Origin of the sequence: Clavibacter michiganensis subsp. insidiosus, assembly GCF_002240565.1 — a bacterium.
Classification (GTDB): Bacteria; Actinomycetota; Actinomycetes; order Actinomycetales; family Microbacteriaceae; genus Clavibacter; species Clavibacter insidiosus.
Window position 1 is genome coordinate 1,244,191 of record NZ_MZMO01000001.1, and the last position, 14,245, is coordinate 1,258,435.

Below are 14,245 nucleotides of genomic sequence, written 5' to 3' on the forward strand. Positions count from 1 at the left end.
GTCGGCGCGTCGGCGCGCGCCGGCTGCGCGTAGGCTCTGCTAGTCGTCCGCCCGGCGGACCGCCCCACGAACTGAGGATGCTGTTGAACGGTAACGCCACTTTCCGGCATCGGAACACCTCCCTGCTGGGGCTCGCCAGCGTCCTCGCCCCGCACACCGTGACCTCGGTCGAGATCGACGACCGCCTGAAGCCGGTGCTCTCGCGCCTCCGCCTCCCCACCGGTCTCCTGCAGCGCGTCGCGGGTGTGCTCGAGCGCCGCAACTGGGACACGTCGATGTCCTTCGACGCGGCCGCCACCGAGGCCGGGCGCAAGGCGCTCGCGCAGGCCGGCGTCCAGCCGTCGCAGATCGGGCTGCTCATCAACACCTCTGTGACGCGCGCGCACCTCGAGCCGAGCGTCGCCGTCAGCATCCACAACGGCCTCGGGCTGCCGTCCTCCGCCCTCAACTTCGACATCGCCAACGCGTGCCTCGGCTTCGTCAACGCGATGACGCTCGCGGGCCACCTCATCGACTCCGGCCAGATCGACTACGCGATGATCGTCGACGGCGAGGACGCCGGCGAGATCCGCCACAACACGGTCGCGCGCCTGCTCCGCCCGGAGACCACGCGCGCCGACTTCCTCAGCGAGTTCCCCAGCCTCACGCTCGGCGCGGGCGCCGCGGCGGCCGTGCTCGGCCGCACGAGCGACCACCCCGAGGGGCACCGGATCCTCGGCGGCGTCACGCGCGCCGCCACCCAGCACCACGAGCTCTGCATCGGCGACGTGGACGGCATGTTCACCGACACGAAGGAGCTGCTCCGCGGCGGCATGGAGCTCGTCGTCGACGCGTGGAAGGAAGCCGCGCAGGACGACTGGGAGTGGTCGGACATGGACCGCTACATCCTCCACCAGGTGTCGGATGTGCACACGAACGCCATCGTCAAGGCCGCGAAGCTCGACAAGTCGCGCGTGCCGCTCACCTACCCGCGCTACGGCAACGTCGGTCCCGCGAGCATCCCCATCACGCTCGCCGACCAGGCCGACAGCCTCAGCCGCGGCGACCGCGTGCTCTGCATGGGCGTGGGCTCCGGCCTCAACACGGCCATGACCGAGATCCTCTGGTAGCCGCGGCGTGAGCGCATCGGCCGCGGTCGCCCCGGCGACCGTCCCCGCGGCAGGTCCCGACGGGCAGCCGCTGCCCGGCCTCGACCCCGCCTGGTCGCGCGTCGTGCGCGCGAGCGGGCACGGCTGGCACCTGCTCGACACGGGGGAGCGGCTAGCGGCCACGGGCGCGCCCGTCGCGGGCACGATCCTCTGCGTGCACGGCAACCCCACCTGGTCGTACCTGTGGCGGCGCATCGCGGCGGAGTCGCTGGCGTGCGCCGAGCGGGATCCGTCGCGGCCGGCCTGGCGCGTGGTCGCCGTCGACCAGCTCGACATGGGCTTCTCCGAGCGCACGGGCACCGCGCGCACGCTGCCGACGCGGCTCGACGACCTGCAGGCGCTCACCGACGAGCTCGGCATCTCGGGATCCGGCGCCACCGGCCCCGTCGTCACGCTCGGCCACGACTGGGGCGGCGTCGTCAGCCTCGGCTGGGCCCTGCGGAACCGCGACGTGCTCGCCGGGGTCATGGCGCTCAACACGGCCGTGCACCAGGAGGAGGGCGTGCCCATCCCGTGGCCGCTGCGGCTCGCGCTCGCGACGGGGATCCACGACGCGGCCACGCGCGGCACGAACGGCTTCCTCGCCACCACGCTCGCCCTCGCGCACCCGCCGCTCGACCCGGCCGTGCGTCGCGCGTTCGCGGCGCCGTACCGGGGTGCGTCCCGCCGCGCCGGGATCCGCGGCTTCGTCGCCGACATCCCCGTGGGCCTCGCGCACCCCAGCCACGCGACCCTCACGTCCATCGCCGAGGGGCTCCGCGACCTCGACCTGCCGGCCCTGTTCGTCTGGGGGCCGCGCGACCCGATCTTCTCCGACGTCTACCTCTCCGACCTCCTCGAGCGGCTGCCGCACGCCGACGTGCACCGCGTCGAGGGCGCCGGCCACCTCGTCGCCGAGGACCACGACTACGCGTCGACCGCGCTCGACTGGCTGGCCGACCGGATCGCGCCCGGATCGGCGCCCGCCCCGCGTCCCGCTCCGGCGGCCTCCCCCGACGCCGCGCCGGTCCGCCTGCTCGGCGCGCTCCTCGAGGAGCTGCGCGACAGCGACGACCCCGTCCTCGTCGAGATGGCGCCGCGCGGCGGCGGCGGTCCGCGCACCGTCTCCTGGCGGCTGCTCGCGCGCCGCGTGCGCGAGATCGCGGCGGGCCTCCACGCCCGGGGCCTCCGCGCGGGCGACCGCGTCTCGCTCCTCGTGCCGCCGGGCGCCGACCTCACCGCCCTCCTCTACGCGTGCCTCCGCATCGGCGCGATCGTCGTGGTCGCCGACGCGGGACTCGGCGTGAAGGGCCTCGGGCGCGCGGTCGCCGGATCCCGCCCCGACGTGGTCGTCGGCATCCCCGCCGGCCTCGCCCTCGCGCGCGCCCTCGGCTGGCCGGGGGAACGCATCTCCGTCACCACGCTCGCGCCGCCCGTCGCCCGCGCGCTCGGCGTCGCCGCGAGCCTGCCGGAGATCGCCCGCGACGGCCGCGCGCAGGTCCTCCCGCCCGCGCCCGCGGCGGACGACGACGCCGCGATCCTCTTCACCTCGGGATCCACCGGACCCGCCAAGGGCGTCGTCTACACGCACCGCCAGCTGGCCGCCCTCCGCGACACCCTCGGCTCCCGCTTCGACGTGGGCGTCGGCACCGGGCTCGTCGCGGGCTTCGCGCCGTTCGCGCTGCTCGGCCCCGCGCTCGGCGCCACGAGCGTCACGCCCGACATGGACGTGACCCGCCCGCGCGACCTCACCGCGTCGGCCCTCGCGGCCGCGGCCCGCGCGGCCGACGCCACGGTCGTCTTCGCGTCTCCGGCGGCGCTCGCGAACGTCGTCGCGACGGCGGGCGCGCTCACCGCCGACGACCGCGCGGCGCTCGCCCGCGTCCGCTCGCTCCTGTCCGCCGGAGCCCCGCTCTCGGAGGCCCTGCTCACGCGCGCCGCCGCGCTCGTCCCGGCCGCCGAGGTCCACACGCCCTACGGGATGACCGAGGGGCTGCTGCTCACCGACGTGACGCTCGAGGGGATCCGCGACGCCGCCCGTCGCGGCGACGCCGGCGTCTGCGTGGGCTCGCCCGTCGATCCGGTGGACATCCGCATCAGCCCGCTCGACGCCGACGGCGCCGCGACCGGCGCCCTCACGTCCGAGCCCGGCGTCACGGGCGAGATCGTCGCCGCCGCCCCGCACGTGCACGACCGGTACGACCGCCTCTACGTCACCGACCGCGCGGCCCGCCGCGACTCGGCCGACGGGATCCGCCGCCACCGCACGGGCGACGTCGGCCACCTCGACGCCACGGGCGCGCTCTGGGTCGAGGGCCGGCTGCCGCACGTGATCACCACGGCCGACGGCGTGCTCACGCCCGTCGGCCCCGAGCAGCGCGCCGAGTCCGTGCCCGGCGTCGGTCGCGCCGCGGCCGTGGGCGTCGGGCCCGCGGGCGTGCAGCAGCTGGTGCTGGTGGTGGAGACGGTGCCCGCCGTGCGCCGGGTCGGCCTCGCGGAGGCCGACCTCGCCGCGGCCGCGCGCGCCGCCGTCGGGGTCCCCGTCGCCGCGGTCATCGTCGTGCCCGTGCTCCCCACGGACGTCCGCCACAACTCCAAGGTCGACCGGGCGCGCCTCGGGCGCTGGGCCGCGGGGATCCTCGCGGGCGGCCGGGTCACGGCGCCGTGATCGTCCTCGTCACGGGCGCCAGCGGGATGCTCGGCCGTGCCGTCGCGGAGCGCCTCGCGGCCGCGGGGCACGCCGTCCGCACCTTCCAGCGGCAGCCGTCCGGCCTCGCGGGGAGCGGCACGGAGCCGGTGCCCGGATCCGTCGTCGACCTCCGCGGCAGCGTCACCGATCCGGCCGCCGTCCTCCGCGCGGTCGAGGGCGTCGACGCCGTGATCCACCTCGCCGCCAAGGTCTCGCTCGCCGGCGACCCGGCCGACTTCCGCGCCGTCAACGTCGAGGGCACGCGCTCGCTCCTCGGGGCGGCGCGCTCGGCCGGCGTCACCCGGTTCGTCCACGTCTCCTCCCCGTCCGTCGCGCACACGGGCCTCTCCATCACGGGCGACGGCGCCGGCCCCGCGGATCCCGTCCGCGCCCGCGGCGACTACGCCCGCACCAAGGCCGAGGGCGAGCTGATCGCGCTGGCCGCCGACGACCCCGCGATGCGCGTGCTCGCGGTCCGTCCGCACCTCGTCTGGGGCCCCGGCGACACGCAGCTCGTCGCCCGCATCGTCGCCCGGGCCGCGCGCGGACGCCTGCCCCTCCTCGGCCACGGCGCCGCGCTGATCGACACCGTCTACCGCGACAACGCCGCCGACGCGATCGTCGCCGCGCTCGACGCCGCCGACACCGCGCACGGCCTGGCCTACGTCGTCACCAACGGCGAGCCGCGCCCGGTGGCCGAGCTGCTCGCGGGCATGTGCCGCGCGGCCGGGGTGCCCGTGCCGCGGATCCGCGTGCCCGCCGCCCTGGCCCGCGCCGCCGGGGGAGCGGTGGAGCGCGTCTGGGCCGTGCGCCCCGGATCCGACGAGCCGCCCATGACCCGCTTCCTCGCCGAGCAGCTCTCCACCGCGCACTGGTTCGACCAGCGCGAGACCCGCCGGGCGCTCGGCTGGACCCCCGCCGTCTCCCTCGACGAGGGCTTCGAGCGCCTGCGCCTCTCGTACGCCGCCGAGCGCGCCGTCGCGCGCTGAGCCGGCCCGGGCGGATCGCTAGGCTGATCCGGTGTCCACACGCCTCTCCAAGCTCTTCGTCCGCACCCTCCGGGAAGACCCCGTCGACGCCGAGGTGGCCAGCCACCGCCTCCTCGTGCGCGCCGGCTACATCCGCCGCCAGGCCCCCGGCATCTTCGCCTGGCTGCCGCTCGGCCTCCGCGTCAAGAACAAGGTCGAGGCCATCGTCCGCGAGGAGATGGAGCGCATCGGCGCGCAAGAGGTGCACTTCCCCGCGCTGCTGCCCGCCGAACCGTACCAGGCCACCGGCCGCTACGACGAGTACGGCCCCGGGATGTTCCGCCTCGAGGACCGCAAGCGCGCCCCCATGGTGCTCGCGCCCACGCACGAGGAGTTCTTCGCGCTGCTCGTGAAGGACCTCTACTCGAGCTACAAGGACCTGCCCCTGTCGATCTACCAGATCCAGGACAAGTACCGCGACGAGGCCCGCCCCCGCGCCGGCATCCTCCGCGGCCGCGAGTTCACGATGAAGGACGCGTACTCCTTCGACCACACCGACGCCGGCCTCGCCGTCAGCTACCAGGCGCAGCGCGACGCCTACGAGCGGATCTTCCAGCGCCTCGGCCTCGAGTACGTCATCGTCGCGGCCGACGCGGGCGCGATGGGCGGATCCAAGAGCGAGGAGTTCCTGCACCCCACGCCCATCGGCGAGGACACGTTCGTCCGCAGCCCCGGCGGCTACGCGGCCAACGTCGAGGCGTTCACGACGCTCGTGCCGGAGTCGATCCCCATCGAGGGCCAGCCCGCCGCGCGCGTCTTCGACTCACCCGACACCCCCACCATCGCGACCCTCGTCGACCTCGCCAACGCCCGCGAGCCCCGCGAGGACGGCCGTGCCTGGACCGCCGCGGACACCCTGAAGAACATCGTCCTCGCGCTCACCCACCTCGACGGCACGCGCGAGCTCGTCGTCGTCGGGATCCCCGGCGACCGCGACATCGACCTCAAGCGCGCCGAGGTGGCCTTCTTCCCGGCCGAGGTCGAGCCCGCCACCGAGGGCGACCTCGCCAAGGAACCCGGCCTCGTGAAGGGCTACATCGGCCCGTGGTCGCCCGAGGGCCCCGTCCTCGGATCCACCTCCACCACGAAGGTGCGCTACGTGGTCGACCCCCGCGTCGTCGACGGCAGCTCGTGGATCACGGGCGCCAACGTCGCCGGGAAGCACGTGCTCTCGCTCGTCGTCGGCCGCGACTTCACTCCCGACGGCGTCGTGGAGGCGGCGGACGTGCGCGACGGCGACCCCGCGCCCGACGGATCCGGCCCCATCAGCACCGCGCGCGGCACCGAGATCGGCCACGTCTTCGAGCTCGGCCGCATGTACGCGGAGGCCCTCGGCCTCAAGGTGCTCGACGAGAACGGCAAGCTCGTCACCGTCACGATGGGCTCGTACGGCATCGGCATCACGCGCAACCTCGCGCTCGTCGCCGAGGCCACGCAGGACGGCCGCGGCCTCCTCTGGCCCGCGTCCATCAGCCCGTTCGACGTGCACGTGGTCATGACCGGCAAGGGCGACGAGATCGCCTCCGCGTCCGAGCAGCTCGTCGACGCGCTCGACGCCGCCGGCCTCGACGTGCTCTTCGACGACCGCCCCAAGGTCTCGCCCGGCGTGAAGTTCGGCGACGCCGAGCTCATCGGCGTGCCGACCATCGTCATCGTCGGCCGCGGCGCGGTCGACGGCATGGCCGAGCTCTGGGACCGCCGCACGAACGAGCGCACGCCCGTCGCGCTCGCCGACGTCGTCGGCGCGCTCACCGCCGACCGCTGATCCGCAGCGCGCCCCCGCCCGAGGCCGCCCGACCCCTCCCGGTCGGGTAGCCTCGAGTTCTTCCAACCGAATAGAGGAGTCGCACCGTGGACATCGACCTGAGCGTCTTGCGCCTGATGGAGCGCGAGCGCGAGATCCCGTTCGAGGAGCTCGTCTCGATCATCGAGCAGGCCATCCTCACCGCCTACCTCAAGCACACCGACCAGGCCGACGCCAAGCCCGTCGCCGACGGCGTGCCCCCCGCGCGCGTGCACCTGGACCGCAAGTCCGGCCACGTGTCCGTGCACGTCCCCGAGCTCGACGAGGACGGCCTGGTCATCGGCGAGTCCGAGGACAGCCCGAGCGACTTCGGCCGCATCGCCGCCTTCGCCGCCAAGCAGGTCATCAACCAGCGCCTGCGCGACATCGGCGACGACCGCATCCTCGGCGAGTTCAAGGGCCGCGAGGGCGACATCGTCGCGGGCGTCATCCAGCAGGGCCCGAACCCGCGCATGATCCACGTCGACCTCGGCACCATCGAGGCGATCCTCCCGCCCGAGGAGCAGGTGCCCGGCGAGAAGTACGTGCACGGCTCGCGCCTGCGCGTCTACGTCACGAGCGTCTCGCGCGGCGCCAAGGGCCCGCAGATCACGGTCTCGCGCACGCACCCCTCGCTCGTCCGCAAGCTGTTCGCGCTCGAGGTGCCGGAGATCGCGCAGGGCCTCGTCGAGATCGTCTCGCTCGCGCGCGAGGCCGGCCACCGCACCAAGATCGCGGTGCGCGCGACCGAGCCCGGCATCAACGCCAAGGGCGCCTGCATCGGCGAGCTGGGGCAGCGCGTCCGCGCGGTCACGGCCGAGCTCAACGACGAGAAGATCGACATCGTCGACTACTCCGAGTCGCTGCCCGTCTTCGTCGGCAACGCGCTCTCGCCCGCCCGGGTCACGAGCTCGTTCGTCATCGACCAGGCGACCAAGGCCGTGCGCGCGCTCGTGCCCGACTACCAGCTGTCGCTCGCCATCGGCAAGGAGGGCCAGAACGCCCGGCTCGCCGCCAAGCTCACGGGCGCGAAGATCGACATCCAGCCCGACTCGATCCTCGAGGGCGACGACTGAGCGCCGCCCGACGGGACCCGAGCCTCCCCGCCGCCGGACGGAGGGGGTAGTATGGAGCCGGTAAGAACGTGCGTCGGCTGTCGTCGGCGTGCCCCGAGGTCCGCTTTGCTGCGGATCGTCGCCGATACCCCCACCCGCTCCCTCGTCCTCGACGAGCGCGCGGTGATGGTCGGCAGGGGCGCGTGGATCCATCCGACCATCGAGTGCATCGACAGAGCGATCGCGCGGCGTGCCTTCGGGCGGGCCCTGCGGAGCGACGCGGCGCTCGACCCCGCAGCTCTTGGGGGACTACGAGAGCGGCTCGCGGCCCAGCCGAGCGCGCGAGCATCCGAGAGAACAGGCTGAACGGCACATGGACAACTAATGAGCGGCTCGAAATGAGATCCGTCCAGCACTAGCGGTCCCCTCCTGCCTGGGAGAGGACCCCCAGACAGGAGAACAGTGGCAAAACCACGCGTACACGAGATCGCCGCCGAGATCGGCGTCGACAGCAAGACCGCACTCGCCAAGCTCAAGGAGATGGGCGAGTTCGTCAAGGGACCGTCGTCGAGCATCGAGCCCCCCGTGGCCCGCAAGCTCAAGGCGGCCCTCGAAGCAGCGGGCGTCACCGGACAGGCCGCGGCTCCCGCCGCAGCTCCCTCGTCCGCCCCGCGGCCCGGATCCCGTTCGTCGGCCCCGAAGCCCGGCGGCCGCCCCACCCCCGGCCCGCAGCCCACGGCCGCTCCCGAGGCGGAGGCGCCCGAGGCGTCCGACGTGCCGGTCCCGGCGAAGCCGCTGACCGTCGCGGAGCGCCAGGCCCAGGCCGAGGCGAGCCGCAAGGCCGCCGCGGAGGAGAAGGCGCAGGCCGAGAAGTCGGCCGCGTCCGCCACCCCCGAGGCCCCGGCCGCCGAGACCCCGAGCGCCCCGCGCCCGGACGCCGGCAGCGCGCCCGCCCCCTCCAACGGCATCCCGCGTCCCGGCATCCCGCGTCCGGCGGCCCCGCGCCCCGGCAACAACCCCTTCGCGAGCAACCAGGGCATGGGCACGAAGCCCCGCCCGGGCAACAACCCGTTCGCGAGCAACCAGGGCATGGGCCAGCGCCCCGCCGCGGGAGCCGCGGGCCCCCGTCCGGCCGCTCCCCGTCCCGGATCCCCCCGCCCCGGCGCCCCGCGTCCCGGCGGCGTCGGCCAGGGCGCGCGCCCGGTCGGCTTCGGCCAGCGTCCCGCGGGTGCGGGTCGTCCCGGCGGAGCACCCGGCGGAGCGGGACGCCCCGGCGCCCCCGCAGTCGGCGGCTTCCAGCGTCCGGCCGGCGGCTTCGCCGGTCGTCCCGGTGGCGGCGGCCGTGGTCGCGGCCCCGGCGGCGGCACCGCGGGTGCCTTCGGTCGCGGCGGCGGCAAGAGCAAGTCGCGCAAGTCGAAGCGGACGAAGAGGGCCGAGTTCGAGCTGCGCGAGGCCCCGTCGCTGGGTGGCGTCAGCGTCCCCCGCGGCGACGGCAACACCATCGTCCGCCTGCGTCGCGGCGCGTCCATCTCGGACTTCGCCGACAAGATCGACGCGAGCCCCGGCAACCTGGTCACCGTGCTGTTCCACCTCGGTGAGATGGCCACGGCGACCGAGTCGCTCGACGAGGCCACCTTCGAGGTGCTCGGCACGGAGCTCGGCTACAAGATCCAGGTCGTCTCCCCGGAGGACGAGGACCGCGAGCTGCTCGAGGGCTTCGACATCGACCTCGACCAGGAGCTCGAGGACGAGGACGACGACGTGCTGGAGATCCGGCCGCCCGTCGTCACCGTCATGGGCCACGTCGACCACGGCAAGACGCGCCTGCTCGACGCCATCCGCAACGCCAACGTCATCGAGGGCGAAGCGGGCGGCATCACGCAGCACATCGGCGCGTACCAGGTCTGGGCGCCGCACGAGGGCTACGAGCGCGCCATCACCTTCATCGACACCCCGGGCCACGAGGCGTTCACCGCCATGCGCGCCCGTGGTGCGCAGGTCACCGACATCGCGATCCTCGTGGTCGCGGCCGACGACGGCATCATGCCGCAGACGGTGGAGGCCCTGAACCACGCCCAGGCGGCGAACGTGCCGATCGTGGTCGCGGTCAACAAGGTCGACAAGGAGGGGGCCAACCCCGCCAAGGTGCGCCAGCAGCTCACCGAGTACGGCCTGGTCGCCGAGGAGTACGGCGGAGACGTCATGTTCGTCGACGTCTCGGCGCTCACCGGCAAGGGCGTGGAGGACCTCCTCGAGGCCGTCCTGCTCACCGCCGACGCCGGTCTCGACCTGCGCAGCAACCCGAACAAGGACGCGCGCGGCGTGGCCATCGAGGCCCGCCTCGACAAGGGCCGCGGCGCGGTCGCGACCGTCCTCATCCAGTCGGGCACGCTCCGCGTGGGCGACGCCATCGTGGCGGGCACGGCCTACGGCCGCGTCCGGGCGATGATGGACGAGAACGGCGACGCGGTCCACGAGGCCTACCCCTCGCGGCCAGTCCAGGTCCAGGGCCTCTCGTCGGTCCCCGGCGCGGGCGACACCTTCCTCGTCACCGAGGAGGACCGCACCGCCCGTCAGATCGCCGAGAAGCGCGAGGCCGTCGAGCGCAACGCGCAGCTGGCCAAGGCCCGCAAGCGCATCAGCCTCGAGGACTTCACGCGTGCGCTGGAGGAGGGCAAGGTCGAGTCGCTCAACCTCATCATCAAGGGCGACGTGTCCGGTGCCGTCGAGGCGCTGGAGGAGTCGCTCATGAAGATCGAGGTGGACGACTCCGTGCAGCTGCGGATCATCCACCGCGGCGTCGGAGCGGTCACCGAGAGCGACGTCAACCTGGCGACGATCGACAACGCGATCATCATCGGGTTCAACGTCCGTCCCGACCCGAAGGCCCGTGCACGTGCGGCTCGCGAGGGCGTCGACATCCGCTTCTACAGCGTCATCTACTCGGCGCTCGAGGAGATCGAGTCGAGCCTCACGGGCATGCTCAAGCCCGAGTTCGAGGAGGTCCAGTCCGGCGTCGCCGAGATCCGCGAGGTGTTCCGCTCCTCCAAGTTCGGCAACATCGCGGGTGTCATCGTCCGCTCGGGCACCATCACCAGGAACGCCAAGGCGCGGGTCATCCGCGACGGCGTGGTGGTGGGCGACAACCTGGCCATCGAGTCGCTGCGCCGGTTCAAGGACGACGTGTCCGAGGTCCGCACGGACTTCGAGGCGGGCATCGGCCTCGGCAAGTTCAACGACATCCAGATCGGCGACGAGATCGAGACGATCGAGATGAAGGAGAAGCCGCGGGTCTGACCCCGGCCGATCCGGGCCCCGCTCCCCACCAGGGGAGCGGGGCCCTCCCCGTCCCGCCACCCGCGGGGCACCAGCACGACCCGGGCGCTCGCGTCCGGCAGTACCCGCCACCCGCGGGGCATCAGCACTCCAGCCGGACGAGCATGTCCGGCGAGAAGCGTCACGGAAGGACGTCGACCATGGTCGATCACGCGAGGGCCAGGAAGATGGCCGACCGCATCAAGGAGATCGTCGCGCGCAAGCTCGACCGGGGGATCAAGGACCCGCGTCTCGGATTCGTCACCGTCACCGACGTGCGCGTCACGGGCGATCTGCAGCACGCCAGCATCTTCTACACGGTCTACGGCACCGACGAGGAGCGCGCCGACACGGCCGCCGCCCTCAAGTCCGCCACCGGCATGCTCAGGAGCGAGGTGGGCAAGAACATCACCGCGCGCCTCACGCCGTCGCTCGAGTTCATCCTCGACGGCGTGCCCGAGAACGCGGCCGCGATCGACGCCCTCCTCGAGGAGGCGCGCCGTCGCGACGCGGACGTGCAGGCGCAGGCGAAGGCCGGCGTGTACGCGGGCGACGAGGACCCGTACGTCAAGCCCCGCGTGATCGGCGAGGACGAGGACGACGACACGGACGACGAGGACGGCGACGACGTCGACCGCTCCGCGCCCGGGTACGAGCCCGCGCACTGATCCGTCCGGTCGGCCGGCGTCCGCGCCGGTCGACCGCCGCGCATCAGCTCGGCAGGGCGTACGTCCCGTCGGGCTGGCGCACCGCGAGCCCGTCGGCGAGGAGCCCGTCGAGCGCGCGCCCGCGCTGCACGGGCTCCGGCCACGCCGTCGCGAGGTCGGCGGCGCTCACGGGGGAGTGGCTCGACCGGAGCTCGGCGAGCAGGAGGCCGCGCACCTGGCGGTCGGATCCCTCGTACCTCTTCTGCGTGACGCGCGCCGGTCCGTCGTAGGCCGGGTACCCGGCGGCCCGCCACGCGCACAGGTCGCGCACCGGGCAGTCGTCGCAGCGCGGGGCGCGGGCCGTGCAGACGACGGCGCCCAGCTCCATCGCGCCCGCGTTGAAGAGGCGCGCCTCGGCCACGTCGTCGGGCAGCTGCGCCTCCATCGCGGCGAGGTCGGCCGTCGTGCGCGCGGGCCCGGGATCGCCCTGGCCCGCGACCGCGCGCGCGAGCACCCGGCGCACGTTGACGTCGACGACCGGGTGCCGGTGCCCGAACGCGAACGCCGCGACCGCGCGCGCCGTGTACGGGCCGACGCCGGGCAGGTCGAGCAGGGCGTCCACGTCCTCCGGCACCTCGCCGCCGTGCCGCTCGACGATCGCGACCGCGCACGCGTGCAGGGCGAGCGCCCGACGCGGATAGCCGAGGCGGCCCCACGCGCGGACGGCCTCGCTGGCCGACGTCGAGGCGAGGGCCGCGGGCACGGGCCAGCGCGCCAGCCACTCCTCGAGCCGCGGGATCACGCGGACCACGGGCGTCTGCTGCAGCATGAACTCGCTGACGAGGATGCCCCAGGATCCGAACCCCTCCCGCCGCCAGGGCAGGTCGCGGGCGTTGTCCCGGAACCACGCGGTGATCCGGGGGGCGATGGCGGTCTCCGGCATCCGGCCAGCGTACGAGACGAGGAGCCTAGGCTCGGCGCATGCCCCTGTACCGCGCCTCCCGCGCCGAGGTCCTCGCCTCGCTCGCGGACGAGTTCCTGCACAACTACGGCCGCGGACGCGCCTTCCTCGCGGTCGACGGCGGACCGCTCGCGGATCCCGTCGCCTTCGCGCACGACCTCGCCGGCGTGCTGCGCGCGGACGGCCGCGGGGCGTACGTCGCCCGGGCCGCCGACTTCGTGCCCGACGGCGGTGCCGTCGACGCGGACGCGCTCCGCGACGGGCTCGTCCGGCCGTTCCGGAGGGCCGGCGGCGACGTCGCGCTCCGTCCGGGCGGGGATCCCGTGACGGACGTCCCCGCCGACGCCGTGCTGATCGTCGCGGGCGACGCCCTGCAGGCCCCGGAGCTGCGCGGCCTGTGGAACGCCGTCGTCTACCTCCTGCTGCCCGACGAGCCGCTCGCGACCTCGGGCGGCGACGCCGGATCCTCGGCCCAGGAGGCGCACGCGCGCTACATCCGCCAGGTCAACCCGCGTCGGGCGGCGACCATGATCGTGGACGTCACGGACCCGGAGCTCCCGCGCCGCGTCTTCGCCGACAGCTGCTGAGGCCGGCCCGCGCCGCGAGGAGCCCGGCGCGGATCAGCGCGGCACGAGCCGCGCGAGCTCCGCCGGGGAGACGTGCCGACCGCTGGCCTCCACGCCGTGCACGAGCTGCACCAGGGCGGCGTTGACGCGCGCGTCCACGCCCGCGCCGGGCGCGAGGGCCGCGACCGCGCCGTTGAGGTGGTCCACCTCGGTGAGCCGCTTGCGGCGGATGCTCTGCAGCGTCGACCCGGGGTTGGGCACCTGCCCCATGTTCCGGGCGAGCGAGACCGGCAGCCGCTCGGCGAGGGGGAGCGGGAGCGACGCGAACAGCCGGAGCCGGCGGTGGGTGAGGCCGCCGAGCGGGCCGAAGGGGACGCCGCGCGCCAGGCCCGTGCGGACGGTCTCCTGCATGGCGCGCGTGACGATCCGCCGCAGCACCGGCTCGGCGATGACCGCCTGCACGCTCAGGCCGGTGATGGCCGGCACGGCGTTGATCCCGTTGATGACGAGCTTGGTCCACTGGGCCCCGCGGAAGTCGGTGGCGACCGTGACGGGCATGACCGGATCCAGCACCTCGCGCACGAGGGCGGCGCCAGCGCCGTCCGGGCCGTCCGCGGTGCCGATCTGCATGCCCGCGCGCGACGTGACCGTGACGAGCCCGGGCTCGGTGAGCGACGCCGCCGCGAGTGCCAGGCCGCCGACGACCTCGGAGCGCGGCAGGCACTCGACGCCCATCGTGATCGCGGAGAGGCCGTTCTGCACGACCAGCACGGGGATCCCGCGGAGCCAGCCCGCGTTCTCCGTCATGGCGTCGCGGGCGTCGGCGATCTTGGTGGCGACGATCGCGAGCTCGGGCGGGCGTCCCAGCCGCTCCGCCGCCGCGACGCGCGCGACGTGGTCGCCGTAGCCGCCGACGAGGTGCAGGCCTCGGTCCTGGATCGCCCGGAGGTGCGGGCCGCGGGCCGTGACGTCGACCTCGTGGCCGGCCCGTTCGAGGAGCGCCGCGATGGTGCCGCCGACCGCGCCCGCCCCCAAGACACCGATCCGCACGCGTCCTCCTCCGACGCCCCCGAT

Annotated in this window: 11 protein-coding genes; 9 read left to right on the forward strand and 2 right to left on the reverse strand. The window is 74.5% G+C overall.

What is annotated here, in order from left to right; all coding sequences use genetic code 11:
* Nucleotides 1–77: 77 nt before the first annotated feature.
* The 8 genes from B5P21_RS06180 to rbfA all read left to right on the forward strand — a co-directional run bounded on the left by B5P21_RS06180 (nucleotide 78) and on the right by rbfA (nucleotide 11,665).
* On the forward strand, nucleotides 78–1,109 hold the full coding sequence (locus tag B5P21_RS06180; RefSeq protein ID WP_045528681.1) for a 3-oxoacyl-ACP synthase III: 1,032 nt from the start codon (nucleotides 78–80) through the stop codon (nucleotides 1,107–1,109).
* A 7-nt stretch (nucleotides 1,110–1,116) separates the two neighbouring features.
* Nucleotides 1,117–3,795 carry an alpha/beta fold hydrolase gene (locus B5P21_RS06185; RefSeq protein ID WP_094170922.1) on the forward strand — a complete coding sequence of 893 codons (2,679 nt, stop codon included), beginning with the start codon at nucleotides 1,117–1,119 and terminating at the stop codon, nucleotides 3,793–3,795.
* Entirely contained in the window at nucleotides 3,792–4,805 is a 1,014-nt protein-coding gene (locus tag B5P21_RS06190) for an NAD-dependent epimerase/dehydratase family protein (protein WP_045528678.1), read from the forward strand. The genes B5P21_RS06185 and B5P21_RS06190 overlap by 4 nt, the downstream gene beginning before the upstream one ends.
* Before the next feature lie 31 nt (nucleotides 4,806–4,836).
* A complete protein-coding gene (locus B5P21_RS06195) occupies nucleotides 4,837–6,609 on the forward strand; it encodes a proline--tRNA ligase (RefSeq protein ID WP_045528676.1) in 1,773 nt (590 codons plus the stop codon).
* Between the two features lie 86 nt (nucleotides 6,610–6,695).
* Complete coding sequence (gene nusA, locus B5P21_RS06200; RefSeq protein WP_045528674.1) at nucleotides 6,696–7,703, forward strand: transcription termination factor NusA; 1,008 nt, start codon at nucleotides 6,696–6,698, stop codon at nucleotides 7,701–7,703.
* Between the two features lie 51 nt (nucleotides 7,704–7,754).
* Nucleotides 7,755–8,048 (forward strand): YlxR family protein, encoded by a 294-nt coding sequence (locus B5P21_RS06205; protein ID WP_045528672.1) that lies wholly within the window; start codon nucleotides 7,755–7,757, stop codon nucleotides 8,046–8,048.
* Nucleotides 8,049–8,144: 96 nt separating this feature from the next.
* Nucleotides 8,145–10,979: a translation initiation factor IF-2 gene (gene infB / locus B5P21_RS06210; protein WP_094170923.1), complete on the forward strand. Its 2,835-nt coding sequence runs from the start codon at nucleotides 8,145–8,147 to the stop codon at nucleotides 10,977–10,979.
* A 179-nt stretch (nucleotides 10,980–11,158) separates the two neighbouring features.
* Nucleotides 11,159–11,665: a 30S ribosome-binding factor RbfA gene (gene rbfA / locus B5P21_RS06215; RefSeq protein WP_045528668.1), complete on the forward strand. Its 507-nt coding sequence runs from the start codon at nucleotides 11,159–11,161 to the stop codon at nucleotides 11,663–11,665.
* 43 nt (nucleotides 11,666–11,708) lie between these two features.
* Here rbfA and B5P21_RS06220 read toward each other — a convergent pair whose 3' ends face one another.
* Entirely contained in the window at nucleotides 11,709–12,587 is an 879-nt protein-coding gene (locus B5P21_RS06220) for an HhH-GPD family protein (protein WP_045528666.1), read from the reverse strand.
* A gap of 38 nt (nucleotides 12,588–12,625) precedes the next feature.
* On the opposite strand from B5P21_RS06220, the gene B5P21_RS06225 reads away from it, so the two are divergent.
* Nucleotides 12,626–13,192 carry a nucleoside/nucleotide kinase family protein gene (locus B5P21_RS06225; protein WP_045528664.1) on the forward strand — a complete coding sequence of 189 codons (567 nt, stop codon included), beginning with the start codon at nucleotides 12,626–12,628 and terminating at the stop codon, nucleotides 13,190–13,192.
* 33 nt (nucleotides 13,193–13,225) lie between these two features.
* On the opposite strand, the gene B5P21_RS06230 is transcribed toward B5P21_RS06225, so the two are convergent.
* The gene (locus B5P21_RS06230) at nucleotides 13,226–14,221 is read right to left on the reverse strand and encodes a ketopantoate reductase family protein (RefSeq protein ID WP_045528662.1); all 996 of its coding nucleotides are present in this window, start codon (nucleotides 14,219–14,221) and stop codon (nucleotides 13,226–13,228) included.
* Nucleotides 14,222–14,245: the final 24 nt, after the last annotated feature.